Genomic DNA, 18,700 nt, shown 5'->3' with positions numbered 1-18,700 from the left:
TAAACGTTCAACTGAGCAGGTTCTGACGAACCTGCTCGAGGTGTTTTTGCATGGCATCTCGAGCCTTCGATGGATTTCTCAGTAAAATCGATTGTAGCACTTCTTCATGCTGCATATGGTACGTGGCCAGCCTGCCTCGATCGGACAGCGACAACAGCTTCATGTTTCCCCACAGCTTCTCCGACCGCGTGGCATGAATGGAGGTGGCGACAGACAACAAAATCCCATTTTTGGCCATGCGCGCAATTGCCAGATGGAAAGCGGCATCCCAGTTCTCGAACGCTCCGACATCCGGATTATCTTGTTGCGTGAAAGCCTTCGCCTGCTCGTGGCTCCTGACGAGATAGTCAATTTCCGCCGGGGTTCCCCGCATCGTTGCCAAATACGCGAGCTGGGGTTCAAGACACAACCGGGCCTCAATGATCTCAAACGGGCTCGTATATTTCTGCAGCTCCCCAGACATGTCGTCAATCTGGAGAGCCAATTCGGTCACGTAGCTCCCGCTTCCAACCCGTGTTTCAATAATCCCCATGGCCTCCAATGTACGAAAAGCCTCACGCACACTGGTTCTGCTGATGCCAAAGGTCTGAGCCAACGAACGTTCCGAAGGAATTTGATCACCTGGCAGCAGCTCATGTTTTTTGATCTTCTCTACAACGTAATCCCGGACCATATCCGCAGGCTTGTCGTTCAAGATGCTCCCCCCTTCAGCCCTACTACCCTACAAAATACTTCTGCACCACCCGTTGCAGCTCGCCCTGGTTGAGGATAATCTCGTCATCCTTGGCTTTCAGTACGTCGTTGTAGACGACTTCGCCTTGCCCCTTGACCTGACGATAATGAATCTGCTGCGACGGGTGAAAGTCCTCCTTTACCCCGAGCGCTAGGCTAATCATGTCGGTCGACGAAAGGTTCGTGGCAATCAAGAATTTCGAAAGGGATTTGGAAAGTGCAGGCAGCTTCGTGACGTTCTCAGGTTTCATGATGGCTTTCGCAATCCCCACCAACGCCGCTTCTTGCAGCTGCTGCCGGCCATAGTCCGTCCCCGGTAACCCGTACCGAGTATGGATAAGCTCCGTCACCATGCGCCCATTGAGAAAGTGTGTCCCTTTCGTGAATGTCTTGCCATTATCCTCTGGGTACCACGCGTGATTAATGGTTACATCAAAGGGCAAATCCATCTCAATGCCACCAACCGCGTTGACCATATCCTGAATTCCCCAGTAATCGGTCTCCGCGTAATAATTGATAGGTACACCTGTGAGCTGTGAGATGGCCTGCACGGCATCCAGGGTGCCTTGCTGAACGCCGTGATTCACCTGATCCAGGTACTGAACGGAGGTTAGCTTGGTATACCCGTAACCGGGCATGTACACCCGCGTATCCCGCGGAATGCTCAGGACATCATAGGTGTGCTGATTCAAGTCGACGTGAATGAGCAGAATCGAATCGGAATGCCCCGCTTTCTGTCCCGGTCGCGCGTCCGATCCCATTAACAATACGTTAAACTCGCCGGCCTTGGGCTTTACATTCAGTTCCACCGGCTTGGTTGTGTGCTGCGACGGTTTGGGCGCGGTAATTGAAGGTATATTCTGAAAGTGGTTTTGCGGTTGCAGCCGGTTGTATTCATAGGCCACAGCCCCAGCCCCGCCGACCACCACAACCGCGAGTGCTGCGAGCGTACCCCACAAAATCTTGCGACGTTTCCTGGGTTTCCGTAGCTTGCCCTTTCCCATGATGAGCTCCTTTTTCTGGGTTTTCGTCCAACAACGCATCTCTCACCAATATACCATCAAAACGCAAGGATACGAACCTCCGAACAGCACAGAATCTGATTCGATGCGACAAATCACTCCATGATTTCGACGATCCGGCCGTCATCAGTTTGTCAGTCACAGTCAACAGCGAGCCAGATTTAGCCCCAATCCCGCGTCCCGGAGCGGATCGACACGAAAGTCGGACTTTCTCATGTAATGCAAACGAATTCAACGGAATACACACTATTGATAGACTCTTTAGTACCCAATCCCGAAGAAAGGGGCGCATACATTGAAAGCTGCGCGTGTGGTTGAATTTCGTAAACCATTGGTCGTAGAGAGGGTTCCTGACCCCACCCCCGGGCCCCAGGACGCGGTTGTTCGTGTAGAGGCCAGCGGAATCTGCCGAAGTGATTGGCATGGGTGGATGGGAGATTGGTCGTGGGTTGGATTGTCTCCCAGTTTGCCCATCACGCCAGGACACGAATTTGGCGGTGAAGTGGTCGCGCTTGGCAAAGACGTGCAAGGATTTGCAGTCGGGGACAAAGTAACGGTGCCCTTTCACTACGCCTGTGGACACTGTGAATACTGCCATGCTGGGGTACCGAATCGGTGTGAAAGCGTAGGCATTTACGGCTTTAGTTGGGACGGAAGTTTTGCCGAATACGTGGTTGTACGGAATGCGGGTTTCAACATGGTTCCCCTCCCAGAAAATGTCGAACCTTTAACGGCGGCTGCTATTGGGTGCCGATATATGACCGGCTATCACGGAGTTATGCGCGGAAACGTCAAGCCCGGACAATGGGTGGCCGTCCAAGGTGCTGGGGGCGTAGGCCTGTCTGCGATTCAAACCGCTTATGCGATAGGTGCACAAGTGATTGCCGTCGATGTGGACGATGAGAAACTCGAAAAAGCAAAGCAAGAAGGCGCAACCGCCGTTGTGAACGCACGGCGGGAAGTGGTACCTGAGGCCATTCGCGAAATCACCAAAGGCGGTGCGCATGTCGGCATTGACGCTTTAGGAATTAAAGACACGGTACTCAATTCGGTACTATCCTTGCGTAAAGGCGGCCGGCATGTGCAGATTGGTTTGACAACCTCCGAGGAAGGCGGCTATGTTGCCTTGCCCATGGACTTAGTAACCTGTTCAGAAATTGAAATCGTCGGCAGTCTGGGCATTCCGCATCCGGATTATCAAGGATTATTGTCCTTGGTTGCAGAAGGTCGACTGAATCCGAAGTCGCTCATTGAACGGGAAGTCGGTTTAGAAGATGTCAACGAAGTGTTTGATAACATGACAAACTTCCGTACCAAAGGATTTAATATCATCACGAAATTTTGATGAACGGAGCGTATAAAATCCTCCACATTCCACCTGTTTGAAGAGTATATACGAATGCCCGGGCCATCAGCGGGCCGGAGGATTCCTCTCCGCCGGCCCGCTGATATTCAATTTGGCACGCTCATCCCGGTCACTGGCGCCGCTTTGGCATGCTCGGACGTGTTGATGTCCTCCAAGCTCCTGCCTTTTGTTTCCGGTGCCAGCCAGATGGACAACAGGAGTCCAATGAGCCCGGCCGCCACAAACAGCCATAACGCCTTGTTGACACCCCAGGTGGCCACGAGATTCGGAAACACGACCACCCCGAGGATGGAGCCACCCCGACTGACGGCGGTAGCGAACCCAGTCACCCCCGCTCGAATGGAAGTAGAGAACAACTCAGTGGGATAGACGAAGTTGAGGATGCCTGGCCCCATGTTGGCAAAACACACCGCAAGCGCAAACAGAATCACCAGCCACATGATGGTCGGCGTGGTACTAAGCGCAAGTACGGCCAAGACCCCGGTCAAGCCGGCGAACGAGGTGATGAGCAGCGGCCTGCGGCCCCAGGTATCAACCAAGAAATTTCCAACAAACGCCCCCAGCACACCCACGGCACTGATGATGGCGGATCCGATGTTGGCGGCGGTCTGGTTGCCATGCGTGAACGGGGTCAAAATGGTCGGGGTGTACATGGAAATTCCGTAATACGCGACGGTATAGCAGAACCAAAAACCACAAACGAAGACAATCCGCCGCAGCAACTTCGGGGTAAACACATCCAACCCACGATGTTCTGGCTCCATCTTCACGCCCGGATCGATGTTTGTCTTCGTTAGCGCATGCAGCACGTTGGTCGCGTCATCTGCACGCCCTTGAGCCAACAGCCAACGTGGCGATTCGGGAATCGAGGCGCGAAACAGGATAACCACCACGGCCAAGGCGGCGCCTACCAGCAGCATGTAGCGCCAAGCGATAAGTCCCAGCGGGGTCAGCGCGATACCTACTCCGTAGGCCGCCACCGCCCCGACAAACCACATCGCTCCCAAGGTGGTGATTTGTCTGCCGCGGCGATTCTTGGGACTGAATTCAGACAAGAGTGTCGAGGATATCGGGTAGTCGGCGCCAATGCCGACCCCAAGCAAAAACCGAAACAGGATAAGTTCCCAAACGTTTTGCGCGAGCGCCGTCAATCCAGCAAACACGACGAACGTCAGCAAATCGACCAGGTACATGGCTTTGCGCCGTTATCGACCCAGTGCCAGCAGGTGAAATGTCCACGACTCCGGAATGAGGAGCGGACGTATCCGTACCTAAGTATTTATCGTCGAGAAAGAAATAGATTTACTGTATACTGCCGTCCCCTTCGGACGCGATATTAAAGGCGTACAACATATGCCCAGAACCGTCCGAAACCTGGGCGTTGGGGTGATTGGGAACCATCATTCCTTTGCCGGCCTTCGCCTTGACCAGCTCCACATCTTTGGCGATATCCGCTGTGGAATTCCGTACGGTTGGGCTTGGCGTTGACTTGCTCTTGGCAGACTGATCACTCTGATTTGTCGAGCCACTGCTATGCGCAGAGCTACTGTTGGATGTCGAATTTGTGGTAGTCGCACTTGATGAGTTTATGGCTGTGTTGTTGCGTGTCGCCGTGGTTGCAAGTTGTGTCCCATGGAGTGACGACGAAGTGGTCGTATGTCCAGTCACATGGCGCGCGGACGGAATTGTGACGGATCCGATGGAGACGAACTTTTCGGGCTCTTTACTACTTGGCTGAAAGTCCAACGTCGGCTTAATCGTTCCGGACAGGTGACCCGCCGTCTGAAAATGGAGGACCACCTTGGCCTTCGAATGGGCCGGCACCTGTCCGGGAATGAATGAGTCGGACAATGGGGACAACGTGGTGGTTTTGCTAGTCAATGCAAAATCCGAAGGCTGCAAAGGCAGAGCGATGTCTGCCCTGTTGTCCATGAGGAAACTCAAAATCAGACTTCGACCATCGTTTTTCGTGACGTGAACATTCGAGATTTCTACTTGTGGCCTCGAGACGCGCGAAGATGGCTGAGTGCTCTCGTTCACCTGTGATCCGGACGTGCTTTGGAAAGCACACCCAGTCATAAGCAACAATGAAGCTCCCACCGTCCAAACGGAGATCTGTATACTCTTGCCTTTCCCCAGCATATCTCCCCACCCCAAGTCGTGACTCTGTTTTTATTTGATCACGAATCTAAATGTTAAATAAAACAAAATTTTCAAATTCAGAGTGCGCGAAAACCTTTCGATCAACTTGCACAATACCGTTTCTAGTCGTCCATTACGCCTGAAGATATCATTGGCATGGATATCTTATATTTTCCAATGCGTTGTGTCAATCTATATATACTGGGGCTTACATAGTCAAGGGTTGGGCGGAGGCCGTCGCGTGACCTACACACTCGTGATGCCAGTCAACTTACGGTAGGCCATAATCCCTCTCATGCATAATGACAGTCTGTCAGTCAACGTATCCTTTAAAATCCACCGAGATCTTAACATTTCCTACCCAAAACCCTGGTTGATGTTTCATCATATATAAAATAAACTGATATGCACAACCAAATATGCATAACTGAACAATGCTTTCGCTGAATCCCGTAAGGGAACGGGGGAACCGATTTCTGGGGTGAATCCAGTTCAATGAACTGGAAGGGCAATCTCTTAGCCCTAATCCGACAGCTAACTTCGTAAGCGTTAAGAGAGGAGAGTGGATTTATGACCACTTCTGCCAAGCTGTCTCCCGGACCCCCGTAGAGCGTCTACGGGGGTTTTCCATATTTTCTGGAGGTGTGTGGACACGGTCCGTTTCTGAAATCCCTACGGATAAATCACTACAAATTAGGAGGGTTTTATTGGCGGTGAAAAACCGATTGCGAAGAGACGACGTTACGGTTGTGGATCTGCGCGTGGCCAAACAAGCCGTTGTCGGAACCGCAGTCGGCAATGCCATGGAGTGGTTTGACTTCGGAATCTACTCCTATCTAGCGGCAACCATTGGCAAGGTCTTCTTTCCGGAAGTCACGGGTCCGGAACAACTGATTTACAGTCTCGCCACCTTTGCGATTTCCTTTCTCGTGCGCCCCATCGGCGGCGTATTCTTCGGAACCCTGGGAGATTGCATCGGGCGCAAGAAAGTCCTAACGTTCACCCTGCTGCTGATGTCCTTGGCAACGCTTGGCATCGGGTTGATCCCTGGATACGCGAAGATTGGCGTGGCGGCACCCATTTTGCTCCTACTCGCCCGATTGGTTCAAGGGTTTTCGACGGGGGGCGAGTACGCCGGAGCCATGACGTTTATCGCAGAATCGACACCGGATAAGCAACGTGGCAGGATGGCGAGCGGACTCGAAATCGGGACACTCGTCGGATACATCTTTGGATCCGGCATTGTCACGTTGCTAACCTTTTGGCTTGGAAAAACCGCCATGCTGCAGTGGGGTTGGCGGATCCCGTTTCTTGTCGCGGCACCGTTGGGTCTGATTGGTCTTTACCTGCGCACGCACCTGGAAGAAACCCCCGCGTTCGTGAAAATGGAAAAGATCCGCGAAGAAAGGAAACAGGTGGGTGTCAAGGAAATTCTGTTGTACCACCGGCGTCCACTTCTGATTGGTTTAATCCTGGTGTTCTTTTATAACGTCGTCGACTATACCGTCCTGTCATACATGCCGTCGCACTTGACCGCCGTCCTCGGCTATGGCGCCACAAAAGGCCTACTGATGATCTTGATTGTCATGTGTATCATGATCCCGATAGTTTTCGCGATGGGCTACCTGGGTGACCGCCTGAGCGGCAAACGGGTGGTTCAGCTGGGGCTGACCGGACTGATTGTCCTGTCGATCCCGTCGTTCTGGCTGATCGACAGCGGTAGTAATCTCGCCGTGTTTTTCGGCCTGTTAATTCTTTCCGCCTTCCTCGCCTCGTTCCAGGGCAATATGCCCGCGTTGCTGCCGTCGCTTTTCTTTACAAATGTCCGATACGGCGGTCTTGCCATCACGTACAATATTTCAACTTCCATGTTTGGGGGAACAGCGCCCTTGGTCGTGGCATGGCTGATTAATCTTACGGCCAACCGCATGATTCCCGCGTATTACCTGATTTTCTCCTGCGTGATTGGCCTCGTCGTCCTGACAGTGTTTGTGAAGGATACGTCCGGAAAACCGCTTCGTGGGTCGCCGCCGGCAGTTGCGAGCGAAGATGAAATCCCCGAAGCACTGAAGGAGAATGGGGGATCGCTCTGGTGGCGGGAAGAGCGGAGAGAGATTGAAGAGCGGGTCAAGGAATCTGGCAAAAGTGCAGTAAGTATTTTCTAAAAGGCGTACGACTCTTTGATGAACCAGGGCAGGCACATTGCCTGCCTGGTTGATTTTGAACTCCTTGTCGTACTTCCTCTGCTGTCCCATTCGGAACACCTCGAATTGGAATCACCTTATTTTTACATTCTCAATTCGCGGAGGTTCAAAAAACCGCTTAACTGGCAATTCCCGTCGCAGTAGCTCGGATAGAAGTTGTTGGATATCGAGCTGGAATTCGCTATTCACATCCTGACCGGAGTGAAAGGCGACAGAGCCCGGTCCCCTATGGTTGCTCTGTCATGCTCATATATCGCGTATATTTACCGAATCAGCTGATTGCGAAACGCGATGGCTACGGCTTCCGTTCGATTCTTCGCACGCAGCTTGCGCATCAGCGAGCTTACATGCTCCGTCACCGTATATTCGCTGATATGAAGTCGTTCAGCGACCTGCTTGGTCCCAAGACCGTCCGCGATGCACTGGAGTACTTCCTGTTCACGTTGCGTCAAACCGCGCGTTACCGTTGCAGCAGAGAAGCCATACGACTCGTACATATGTGCGGCAAGTGTTTTTGCGGCCCGCGAGGTCATGACATCCGCAATCATGATGGACTTCTCGTCCGGCTCAAACGGTTGTCCGGACTGATCGAGCATCAAGAGCCCAATCGGCTTATTATCCGGCCCAATAAGCGGACATAAAAGCAGGGACGTAAGCTTGAAGTAGCTCACGTAATAATCCGGGAACATCGTAGAAACATCCCGATAGTAGATGGGACCTGTTAAACGATGAAACTGGTACAGCAAGGGTACGTTTCGCGCTGTTTCACGCACCTGACGTATGGCCTCAAGATCGATATTATAGCCATAGATTCCTTCGATGGTGTATGTAAACGGACTGTACAGGAACAGTGCACTGCGCGTGAAATCGCCAAAACGGCAGACATAAGTCGCCGTGATTTTGAATATCTCCTCAAGGTTCTTTGCGGACATCAAGGCTTCATCCAATTCGAGCAGCAGTTGGTACATAGAGAAGCGGTCATCGTCGGACGGTGTCTGGCTCTGATACTTTATCATATCCAGGCCAATCCGCACCCAGTGGCCGATTTGCCGGAACATAAACCACGACACGTCATCCCCCGCTCCGCACCCCTTGGCCATCATATACAGCCCCGGTATGATACGGGAAATAAAACCGTCCTGGGCCTCGAACTGTTCATGAACGTCCCGGTGCAGCGCGGCATCGATGGTCGCACGCTGCCATTCATCTTTGTCGAATACGGCCGCGTCTTGAATCCGAAACATGGGTTCCGATTGAACGATGGCTATCCACTCCCAATGGCCGGGTACCGCCAGCCCGTGCAATAACCGTACGAGCGCCGATCCCCACTGGGTTTTGCTCGCCAAGGCTGGGGTCCGTACGGGAAAATACGCATTCCGTAACGTTACGCCGCCAATATTCATCATTGTGGAATGAATCCAGCGAAACGCCTGCTCTGCCTCCGTCACATCCGCTTCCTTCCAGACGATAGACATCAGGATCTCTTCAAACTCAGCCAATAGAAAAATAATATCGGATGCACCGATAAACGGTTGGCACTTCAAGACCTTAATCTGAAACTCTTCCAATCGGGTAGAGTCGTTTGCTGCCAAGGCTTCGAATTGTTCGAGTAAAAACGTAAACAAATACTGCATGCGGCGTTTGGCTTCATCCGTCACATTCAGAGTCGCGATATGCGTCATCCAGTTCGCCTGGCAGGCGGCCTGATTCGACTGCACCGTGCGGATAATCCGGCTCGCCACGCGCGGCGGAGTGATGGATACGGCCGGATAGGAGTGCATGACCATGGCCCCCCTTCTCATCAATTTCGGGTCGATCCGACCGGTCGGTCGGGACGCATCCTGACACCGTCCGAAGTGTGACACTTCTCGACGTGATTCGCTGTGATTCGCTCGCCGGCCCCAACCCTCCCAATATATTGGGGTACACAAACCCTATGGAGATGGGATTATCGCGGCTCTCCGGACGTCCTAGAATAGAATTAGGGACGGATCAGCGAATCATTGCCGTACTCTTTTACTCCACTATAATTATACTGAACATTCGGGCCCATCCGTCCACGAATATTTTGGGGGAGGTGTTTTTCAATGGAATGGAAGGGCAACGACAGCAAAGTACCAGTCCGGGCTGCCTCGAAAGACGTCGTTCCGGCAACGAAAAGCGCCCCGGCTGCGAATGAACAAAGCGCGAATTTCTTAGCGGCCGCCTGGAAGCGCTTTCGTTGGTGGCGGCAAAGACGTCCGTTCTGGGCAGGACTGTTCAGCATCCTGGCAGGGGGACTGGTGATCTGGGGCCCCTTGGCACTGCTGCGGTTTGCTGTCCTGCCTGGGAGCAACATCTGGGCCGGACTTGTGGTCGGCGCTTTGATGATTCTCATGGGCGTTCTGGAATGGATTGCCCCTTTCTATTCCCTGCTCACCGGCTCCATCACCATGGTTCTGGCCCTTGTCTCCTTGCTGGTGACCATGGGTGGCTTCGTCGTCGGGATGATTCTTGGCCTTGTCGGTGGTGCGATGGCCGTCGCTTGGAAACGAATCAACCCCGAAGACTTGCAGGACAAGGGCAAGCGCAAGACCTGGAAGGCAAAACTTCCAAGCGGCCATTCGTCTACGATTTCCTCGTAATTCTAGATTCGTATTGAATCGATGCATCTACGATGTATGCGAATATCCGAATCCGAATCGCACCGTTCCTGAAACCCACAGTCAAAAAGGAGCGTGTACCATGGAGACCAATCTCGCGTATTCCCAACTCCCTGGGAAAACCAGCTGGAAGCACTTTTGGGCGGTCATGGCACTGGCTCTCATCGCTCTTGCCGGCTTGACGGCCATGATTTCCAAGGGCATGGTTGCATTGGCGAGCACCCTTCCCATGCCGTTTACCATTTACGCGGACAGCATCACCGGTGACAACTTCTCTTTAGTGCCGAATTATGACCGTAGTCACGGCGGCGCCATCAGCGTCATTAAGATGGACCAAACCCTCCATAACATGACGATTACCAAATCGGTCAGCATTGCCGGGCACACACTAAGCCTGAACATCAGTGCGGGCAGTGGATCGCCCGTACAGGGCAGCGGTGTCCTGGTCGACGCCAGTGACATCCAGGCTGGCGTGAACTCGTTCGATGGCATGGTCATGGATGCCAACAGCGGCATATCGGCGAAGGGCATCACCCTGAAAGATGCCACTCTGCAAGTCCCGTATCTGAGTGCGGACAGCATGACGCTGCCGGATATGCATCTGTCCGTCAGCATGAAATGAGACTCGCATGTAAATACTTTCCTGAGAATAACTAGGTCAGCAGGATAGTCTGTCTGAGAAAAAACGGCCACGGAAGCGGGACGGCGAACCCTAGCCGCCCCGTTGCGCGCTCAACTGGGTTTTACGAACGAGTAAGGAGGGGCGCATCTTGAAATCATTTCGTAAACTGCGTTATGTCACCGTACTGTTCGCATTTATTCTGCCTGTCACCTGGCTAACACTGCCCGGCCTTGCCTATGAGACATCCACAGCCGTGGCAGACGCGGCCACGCAGACGATGCAAGGCCCATTCTACCTGGACGCCAACGAAGTGGAATGCGACAACGCGCAGTTGCACAATCCGCTTTCCTCTACACCCGAACTCACGTGTACGGAGATATCCATCACGGGCATGACGCTCACGTACCCGTTCACATCCGGACATAAGATGGTAATGCAGTCCCCCGGACCCGTCACCGGATCGGACGTGAAGATTGATTCACCCCTGTTGACGGATGTAACGGTTGGGCTTGAGAATTTTACGAATAAGGCGGACTTGCTCGTCCTCGCGGCAGGCGGGACGGTGAAGCACTTAGAACTGAAAAACGTGCATAACATGAAAATCAACCGGATGGAGGCGAGTCACCTCAATATCCCGAATCTCACTATGAAAATGGATTGAAAGCTTCGGGCATCTACGCGTAGATGTGCCATCAAGCGGACCGGCGGATGACCCACGCTGGCCCGCGAACATTGAATTTGGCACGGTCATTTCCGTCGTCGGCGCTATCTCCTCCCACCACCTAGTCTCTTTGCTCGACCACCACACCGATGTCAGCTGCCCATTCCCTGAGTATCTTTTTGTCAACTTTACCTATCAGATTGCGCGGAAGATACCCGACAAACCGAATGTAGCGCGGGGTCTTGTATTTGGCGAGTTTGCGTTGACAAAACTCGATGAGTTCCTCCTCCGAGGTATCCGCACCCCAGTGCTTGACCACGTAGGCCACAACCTCCTCGCCCATCGCATCCGATGGCGTCCCTACGACCCCGACCTCTGCCACGGCCGGGTGCGTAAGTAATAGTTCCTCGAGGTCTCTCGGGTAGATATTGAACCCACCCCGAATGATGAGGTCCTTCTTGCGGTCTACGATATATACGTAGCCTTCCTCGTCGATGCGCGCCATATCACCCGTGTGTAGCCACCCGTCCTGTATGGCGGCCCTGGTTTCGTCGGGCATGTTGTAATAGCCATGGGTCACATTGGGGCCGCGCACAAGCAGCTCGCCAACCTCGTGTCGCGGCAGCTCCCGGCCGCTATCGTCGACGACCTTGACTTCGACTCCCGGCAGGGGAAGGCCTACCGATCCCGGTTTCACGGGAAGGTCCGGCCGCGGTGCCGTCACAATCGGGGACGCTTCGGAGAGCCCGTATCCCTCGTAAATCCGGCAATCGAACTTTTTCTCGAAGTCCTCGCTCAACGACTGTGGCAATGGGGCTGATCCCGAAACGCAGACAGACAAGGACGACAGGTCGTATTTGTCCGCGTCAGGGTGGTTGTAGAGGGCGTAAAACATCGCGGGTACCGCAGTGAAATGTGTCACCTTGTAGCGCTCTATCGCTTGGAATACCTGTATAGGGTCGAAGTACGGCAGGAGCACATCCGTTTCCCCCAGTAACAGGGTGGTGAGCATCGTGGTGAAGCCAAAGGCGTGCGATAGAGGCAGGATGCCAAGCCCGACTCGTTTTGACTTGAGCGGATAGGCCTTGGCGAGTTCTGCTGCTTCCTTGGCGTTCGAGTAGAGATTCCTGTGGCTGAGCATCACGCCCTTGGGCCGCCCTGTGGTACCGGACGTATAGAGGAGCACGGCAAGGTCGTCGTCTGCAGGTATCTCACTCGGCGGTGTAGTCGGGCAATCCTCCATTTGAGAGCGAAACGAGTCTGGGCCGCCACCCTCGTCCAGGCAATAGACCTTCGGTGAATCCGGAAGGTCCCGGACGGCCTCCTCGATCTTTGCCAGCAGCATGTTCATGGTGAGAACGGCTTTTGGTCTGCTGTCTTTCACAATGTAGCGGATTTCATCCGGCTGCAGGAGCGGCATGGCGGGTACCACCACGGCACCGGCCTTGATGATACCGCTATATGCGAACACGACCTCCGGGCAGTTTGGCATGGAGACGAGGACCCTGTCTCCCCGCCCGATACCAAGTTTGTGCAGTTGGTTTGCGAGTTTCGCAGAGACCTCGTTACACTCAACATTGGTGAATTCGCGTCCCTGGTAAATCAGGTTGATATATCTACCGAACGTTTTGATGTTTTCGCGCCAAAGCAGGGCTAGGTTCATGGGCATTCCCTCCTGTCTTCGAGCACGGGAAAACGGACAATGGCGCCGCCTGCACGGGCAGCGCCGCCATCCTCGACTTCCGTCAGAGTTACGTGAGGGCGCCATGCTAATCCCGATGACGATCCCGATGGCACCCCGGCTCTCAAGCCGTACTCGGCCCAAGTCGTTCCCACTGAGGTTAAGCACTATACGCCTTGAGTACAGATTCCAGGCGTAACGCAAGTCCAAGGTCCCCGTGCACCTTCAACCTGCCGCTCATGAAGGCGACTGTTCCGTTCAGGTTGCCTTGCACCATCTCCTTGAAGTCGTCAGCCGACAGTTCCAACGTGCACTGAGGAGTGTCCTGCTCGCCTTCAGAAACCTTCGCACTCTCGGGGGTCAGGTTGATTTGGTAGACGCCGGCATCGTCCCCGGTGAGGTTGAACTGATAGATGGCAGTCAGGCCGCCAGTGCGGGACGGATCGGCCTGTAAGGTTTCCTGGATCTTCTCGAAAATTTCTTTCGTCGTCGGCATAGGTATGCTCCTCCTCGTCATCCTTGAGATAGGTCTGTGATTTTATTTAAAATCTTACGCTAAACTGTGTGAACCCCTGTTCTGGGGGTACTATCTCCCTTAGAATTCAGGGGACCGTGGCTGCATCCTCCGACTGTCGGTACCGGCTCGAACCTTCTATGGTACCAACGGCATTTGGCCCTTACCCACGGTTTACTTCGTGGGGGCTCCAAGCAGGGCCTTCACTGAAGCAATTTCCTCGCGCAACGCGGCGACTTCGGACCGGAGATGACGGATGTCGTCCTGCAAGGAAGATGGAACTCCTTTCGTCGTTTGCTCCTTGCGATTACGCCACTGCCGGACGCGTTCAAACACAAGCAAGAGCGTAGGATCCCCTACGATGGTCTCGATAAAGGCGTCTTCCACCGTCTGGCGATGGCCGCGTCGGCCGTGGTCCTTACCGTTCTTTAAGTGATTATTCAGGATGCGCTGGATGTCCGGATTGTTCGGTCCACCGCTCTGGCGATAAAACGCCTCCATGCGCTGTCTAAGCGTGAAAGCCTCCTCGTCCTTCATTTCGGATTCAGTCCAAAGTCCATCCCGTCGAGGTTCAGGCATACGATACACCTCCGCTTATGCATCATAAAATGCGGCGTGTTAAACGCGTCGTGAGCGGAACACGCTCCAGAGCACAAGCAGGGTCAGCACAGCGCTGACGATGACTGCGCTCGTGCCAAGTGTCTCAATTCCGCCTAGAGCTGCCCCGTTTCGCGCTCCGAACGAGAGCATCAGTGAGCCGCCGAGAAAGAAGGTTCCTGCCAGAAACGACAACGACACACGATTGCTGACCTTGTGCAAGAGGCGCGCCGTCGGCTTTGACAGCTGGGCGTCCATCGTAAAATGAAGTTTGTTCCACTCCAGGTATTCCAAAAACTTGTTCAGCCGCCGCGGCAGTGTGGTGACCAGCTTTGCGGTCTCCGCGAGTAGGCTCGCGTTGGCCCGATAGTTCAGGCGCCGGCTCAGCCAGCTGCGCATAATCTGCACATCTGCCGTCTCCACGACGTCGTGGTAACAAATCTCCGGGCACAGCCAACGTGCAGTCGCCTCCGCCGCGGAGAATCCTTTGGTCCAGAGCGCGAGCCCCGTCGGGATACGACAGTGGTTTTTCGCGCAGATAAGAATCGTGTTCATGAGCAGGCTGCCCCAGTTGTAACGGCTTCCTTGATGGCTCATGGTGTAATGGATGAAGAGACTGCGCAGCTGGTCCTTCAGGTTGACCGTATCGGTGTAGCGAGTTGGTTCACAGACGTCCATCCCGGCCTCGATGGCATCTTCCGCCTGATTCAAACGGACGTGCATCAGTAGCCGAAAGATGGCTTCCGTGTGGACGGCGTCCATGGTCCCCGTCATGCCCCAATCGATAATCACAGCTTTTTTTGTATGGCGGTCAATCATGATGTTCGAACCGTGCGGATCGGCGTGATAATAGCCTGCTACGAACGTCTTTACGTACCAGTGCCCGAGATCGAGCATGCGCTCCATGCGCTCTTCAAATGTGAGAAAATCGACCGGGAAGTTTTTGAGGTTCCACCCGTCGATGTATTCCATCACGAGCACGTGCTCTGTGACGTGGTAGACCTCGGGAATGTGCAGTGTCGCGAATTCGGAGATCATCTCTCGGTGTATGTTCATGATTTCAGCCTCGCGCCGCAGGTCGAGTTCGTCGCGCGAGCTGCTGTAATAGTCCTCAAGGAGGCCGGGCAGGTCGAGTGACACCGTCATCTCCGGCGGCAACATGCGGTATACACGTCGGACCAGCTTGCGGATGACCGTGATGTCGGCCTGGAACAGCTTTCCGACCAGGGGCCGGATAATCTTGACGGCGGCCGGGCGGCCGTCCTTCAGTCTGCCCCGATAGACCTGCGCGAGCGAAGCTGAGCCGATGGGAGTTGGATCGATGGAGTCAAACATTTCCCGCCAATCCGGAATGTTGTCTTCCAGCACGGTTTGCATCTCGGGAAAGGACAGGGGCGGGACGTCACTGAGCAGGGGTTCCAGTTCTTTCGTCAGCGCGTCCGGCAACAGTTCCTGGCGCGTCAGTATAACCTGACCCAGTTTGATATAGGTTGGGCCGAGTTCTTCAAACGCCAGACGCAGCCGTTTCCCGAGCAGGCGATGCTTCGTCTCATCGTCCTTGCTGCGATCGCGCAGGATATGGAAGACCCCGTGTTTCATGAGGATTCTCGTCGTAGTTCGAAAGCGCTTTCTTGGCGTTATGGCCTCGCCTTCTTTCCTGAGGCGGTGCCTCACGGCAGTCAGGTCGAGGCTCTCGGTATCCGTCGCGAGAGCTGGCATGATTGTCCCTCCTGACTCATAATCCGAAGGGCATTTACTACATCCCAAATAACGACTTGGTTAGGATTTGAATCAACCTTTCTACCGGAATCTTGAACACGACCCCAGCGGGATCGTTCAGTACGTTTATCATGGCCTGCTGCAGTTCGGACTGTTTCGGACCAAATTCCAGGAAGTTGGTCGGTAAGTTCGCCTCAGCTTGCAGTTCTCGAATCCGAGCTAACGTTCTTTGGTGCAGCTGTTCGGATGTACCCGTTTCCTTGATACCCATTGCATCTGCAATCCACTCAATCTTCGGTAGGTATATCTCTGGTAGCGCTTCCATCACGATAGGCAAGAGTACGGCATTTGCGAGCCCGTGAGGTATGCCGTACATCGCGCCCAGCGCGTGCGCACAGTTGTGCACCGGAATTGCACCGGAAGCTGGAAACGACATGATGGCCATACAGCTCGCTGTGAGCATATTCATACGCGCTTCTATGTTGGTTCCTGCATGCACGGCGGTCGCCAAGTTTTTATCAATGAGTCGAATGGCTTGCAGTCCGAGTGCGTCGTACATCGGTCCCTGATTCGCCCAAGCCACACCCTCGACGGCATGGGTTAAGGCGTCAAAGCCTGTAAAGGCAGTAATCTTGGGCGGAAGACCTACCGTGAGATCTGGGTCCAGAATGGCGATATCCGCGTTGATATACGGGTGAAGCAAGTTCGCTTTCACGTGGTCTTCTTCGTTCATGAATACCGCGATGGGAGAAACCTCTGCGCCAGTACCCGCCGTCGTGGGAATGGCAATGTGAGGAATCGGAAGTCTTTTGGCCAATTCTCCTACATACAGTCCCAAGTTGCCTGGAACGGTTTGCGCAATATCCGTGAATCCAGACGTGAGCAGCATCTTTACGCCCTTTGCTGTGTCCAGAACACTCCCGCCGCCAACGGCGAGAATTCCATCTGCAGAATACTCTCTCGCGATTTTTGTCGCCTTGTTGACCAAAGACATCCGGGCATCTTGCAGAACTTCGTCAAATACGTACACGACTTGCAGGTCGTTCGGGCCATCGAGTGCCGAAAGAACTTGATCGACAACCCCTGCATTCACGACTCCCTTATCGGTAATAACAATCCAACGTTTTCCGCCCAGTTCTTTCATGTGAGCGGGTAAAAAAGCGCGTGCCCCTGCTCCAGCCGAGACGGATGTACGAAAATCAAATCGAAAATACGTTTGCTTTGGCATGTGCATCCTCCTGACGAGTCTTGCATACATTGTGGTTGCGAATGGAATTACTGGGTTAACCAACTGTCGAACAAGATGGAATACCACGGCCGCTGCGCCTTATCCGGGATCATCGAGGTGTGCATATGTTTGGTTTGTGAGTACTCAAAGAGGACTTGATACCCAGACTCACGTCCGAACCCAGATTGCTTATAACCACCAAACGGAGCGTCCGGACGAAGCATGTGCCAGTCATTGATCCAGACCGTACCTGCCCGAAGTTTCCGTGCGATGGTTTGCGCCTTGATGACGTCCTTGCTCCAAACGCCTGCCGCGAGACCGTAAATCGTATCATTGGCAATACGAATGGCATCCTCTTCCGTATCGTAAGGAATGACACATAGGACAGGTCCAAAGATTTCTTCCTGAGCAATCCGCATGGAGTTATCCACGTTCTTGAAAATCGTTGGCTGTACGTAAAATCCATCGGGGGGTACGTTCTCCGGAACAGCACCGCCGCAAGCGAGTTCGGCTCCCTCTTTAAGCCCAATCTTGATATAATTCAGAATCGTATCTTGCTGGGCTTTGGACACAACAGGGCCGAGACCCGTTTTCAGGTCGAGCGCATTTCCGATAGAAATCGTAGCTGCCTTGGCAACAAGCCGCTCCACAATTTCATCTTGCATGTCACGCGGTACGATGAGGCGGGTTCCGGATTCACAAATTTGGCCACTGTGCAAGAATGCCCCGAACAGAGCACCTTCCTCGAGAAGGTCTAAATCTGCGTCACGCAATACAATCGTCGGACTTTTCCCACCCAGTTCAAGCGTCACACGCTTTACTGTGGTGGAAGCCATTTGCATAATACGACGCCCCACCTCGGTCGATCCGGTAAACGAGATCTTATCCACATCCGGATGAGTCACAAGTGCTTCCCCAACGAGGGCTCCCGGCCCGGTGACGACGTTGACGATCCCGTCGGGGACACCGCATTCTTGGCAGATTTCAGCGAGCAATAACGTGGTGAGAGGTGTGTTTGTCGCCGGCTTCATGACAACTGAATTCCCCATTGCGAGAGCCGGTGCCAACTTCCAGCTCGCGAGAATGAGTGGGAAGTTCCACGGAGTAATCAATCCGCATACTCCCATTGGCTCTCTTTCCACCATATTGACGGAAGGACCCGGGAACGCAAGACTCGGCAACTCTTCCCGCATGGGAAAGTTCCGCAGAATCTGCGCCGTAACCGTAAACTGTTGAGCGACCTGGAGTACGTCGCTTCCCATCGTTCTGCGGAGCGTACCGCCAGATTGTGTAGACTCGAGCACGGCAATTTCTTGTGCGCGTTGAGCAATCCTCGCTCCTATCTTCACCAACACATCGGCGCGTTCTGTGACGGAAGTTCGACTCCAGACACCGGATTCAAAGGTTTCCTTTGCGACTCGAACCGCTTCATGGACATCTTCGACTCCAGCCTTAGCTACACTTGCACAGACCTGACCATCGGACGGATTGATTACGTCAAACGTTTCCCTTGACCGTGCGGGTACTTTCTGGCCGCCAATAAATAACGGATAGAATTGTGCCACCACAG

The 18,700-nt window shown here is 53.8% G+C and carries 16 protein-coding genes and 1 riboswitch; of the genes, 5 read left to right on the top strand and 11 right to left on the bottom strand.

Annotated features, from left to right (window positions below):
- Positions 1–7: 7 nt before the first annotated feature.
- Positions 8–694 carry a FadR/GntR family transcriptional regulator gene (locus H522_RS17615; protein WP_051343903.1) on the bottom strand — a complete coding sequence of 229 codons (687 nt, stop codon included), beginning with the start codon at positions 692–694 and terminating at the stop codon, positions 8–10.
- 22 nt (positions 695–716) lie between these two features.
- Positions 717–1,736 carry an LCP family protein gene (locus H522_RS0104615; RefSeq protein WP_245578016.1) on the bottom strand — a complete coding sequence of 340 codons (1,020 nt, stop codon included), beginning with the start codon at positions 1,734–1,736 and terminating at the stop codon, positions 717–719.
- Positions 1,737–2,049: 313 nt separating this feature from the next.
- On the opposite strand from H522_RS0104615, the gene H522_RS0104610 reads away from it, so the two are divergent.
- Positions 2,050–3,099: a zinc-dependent alcohol dehydrogenase family protein gene (locus H522_RS0104610; RefSeq protein ID WP_026961406.1), complete on the top strand. Its 1,050-nt coding sequence runs from the start codon at positions 2,050–2,052 to the stop codon at positions 3,097–3,099.
- Positions 3,100–3,206: 107 nt separating this feature from the next.
- Here H522_RS0104610 and H522_RS17610 read toward each other — a convergent pair whose 3' ends face one another.
- Positions 3,207–4,313 carry an MFS transporter gene (locus tag H522_RS17610; RefSeq protein ID WP_051343902.1) on the bottom strand — a complete coding sequence of 369 codons (1,107 nt, stop codon included), beginning with the start codon at positions 4,311–4,313 and terminating at the stop codon, positions 3,207–3,209.
- Positions 4,314–4,422: 109 nt separating this feature from the next.
- Positions 4,423–5,052, bottom strand: a complete 630-nt coding sequence (locus tag H522_RS0104600) for a hypothetical protein (protein WP_155836190.1) — start codon at positions 5,050–5,052, stop codon at positions 4,423–4,425.
- Positions 5,053–5,693: 641 nt separating this feature from the next.
- Positions 5,694–5,825, top strand: a riboswitch (cyclic di-AMP (ydaO/yuaA leader).
- A gap of 150 nt (positions 5,826–5,975) precedes the next feature.
- On the opposite strand from H522_RS0104600, the gene H522_RS0104595 reads away from it, so the two are divergent.
- Complete coding sequence (locus H522_RS0104595) at positions 5,976–7,427, top strand: MFS transporter (RefSeq protein ID WP_245578015.1); 1,452 nt, start codon at positions 5,976–5,978, stop codon at positions 7,425–7,427.
- A gap of 302 nt (positions 7,428–7,729) precedes the next feature.
- On the opposite strand, the gene H522_RS0104590 is transcribed toward H522_RS0104595, so the two are convergent.
- Positions 7,730–9,247 carry a response regulator transcription factor gene (locus H522_RS0104590; RefSeq protein WP_026961403.1) on the bottom strand — a complete coding sequence of 506 codons (1,518 nt, stop codon included), beginning with the start codon at positions 9,245–9,247 and terminating at the stop codon, positions 7,730–7,732.
- Between the two features lie 306 nt (positions 9,248–9,553).
- Between H522_RS0104590 and H522_RS20340 the strand changes: the two genes are divergently transcribed.
- From H522_RS20340 to H522_RS0104575, 3 genes are all read left to right on the top strand, one after another.
- The gene (locus H522_RS20340) at positions 9,554–10,090 is read left to right on the top strand and encodes a DUF6114 domain-containing protein (protein ID WP_051343900.1); all 537 of its coding nucleotides are present in this window, start codon (positions 9,554–9,556) and stop codon (positions 10,088–10,090) included.
- A 100-nt stretch (positions 10,091–10,190) separates the two neighbouring features.
- Positions 10,191–10,730 carry a DUF6230 family protein gene (locus tag H522_RS17600; protein WP_051343898.1) on the top strand — a complete coding sequence of 180 codons (540 nt, stop codon included), beginning with the start codon at positions 10,191–10,193 and terminating at the stop codon, positions 10,728–10,730.
- Between the two features lie 148 nt (positions 10,731–10,878).
- A complete protein-coding gene (locus H522_RS0104575; protein WP_026961402.1) occupies positions 10,879–11,391 on the top strand; it encodes a hypothetical protein in 513 nt (170 codons plus the stop codon).
- Positions 11,392–11,512: 121 nt separating this feature from the next.
- Here the strand turns inward: H522_RS0104575 and H522_RS0104570 are convergent, their stop codons facing one another.
- From H522_RS0104570 to H522_RS0104545, 6 genes are all read right to left on the bottom strand, one after another.
- Positions 11,513–13,054, bottom strand: a complete 1,542-nt coding sequence (locus H522_RS0104570) for a long-chain-fatty-acid--CoA ligase (protein WP_026961401.1) — start codon at positions 13,052–13,054, stop codon at positions 11,513–11,515.
- Between the two features lie 178 nt (positions 13,055–13,232).
- Positions 13,233–13,568: an SCP2 sterol-binding domain-containing protein gene (locus H522_RS0104565; RefSeq protein ID WP_026961400.1), complete on the bottom strand. Its 336-nt coding sequence runs from the start codon at positions 13,566–13,568 to the stop codon at positions 13,233–13,235.
- A 192-nt stretch (positions 13,569–13,760) separates the two neighbouring features.
- A complete protein-coding gene (locus tag H522_RS17595; protein ID WP_051343896.1) occupies positions 13,761–14,165 on the bottom strand; it encodes a hypothetical protein in 405 nt (134 codons plus the stop codon).
- 39 nt (positions 14,166–14,204) lie between these two features.
- Positions 14,205–15,902: an ABC1 kinase family protein gene (locus tag H522_RS0104555; protein WP_035452631.1), complete on the bottom strand. Its 1,698-nt coding sequence runs from the start codon at positions 15,900–15,902 to the stop codon at positions 14,205–14,207.
- Between the two features lie 37 nt (positions 15,903–15,939).
- The gene (locus H522_RS0104550) at positions 15,940–17,130 is read right to left on the bottom strand and encodes an iron-containing alcohol dehydrogenase (protein ID WP_026961398.1); all 1,191 of its coding nucleotides are present in this window, start codon (positions 17,128–17,130) and stop codon (positions 15,940–15,942) included.
- A 47-nt stretch (positions 17,131–17,177) separates the two neighbouring features.
- Positions 17,178–18,695, bottom strand: a complete 1,518-nt coding sequence (locus H522_RS0104545) for an aldehyde dehydrogenase family protein (protein WP_245578014.1) — start codon at positions 18,693–18,695, stop codon at positions 17,178–17,180.
- Positions 18,696–18,700 lie beyond the last annotated feature (5 nt).

The sequence above is a fragment of the Alicyclobacillus herbarius DSM 13609 genome, from assembly GCF_000430585.1.
GTDB classification, from domain to species: Bacteria; Bacillota; Bacilli; order Alicyclobacillales; family Alicyclobacillaceae; genus Alicyclobacillus_G; species Alicyclobacillus_G herbarius.
Note: the sequence above shows the minus strand (reverse complement) of the source record. Positions and strands in the feature narration are given on the sequence as shown.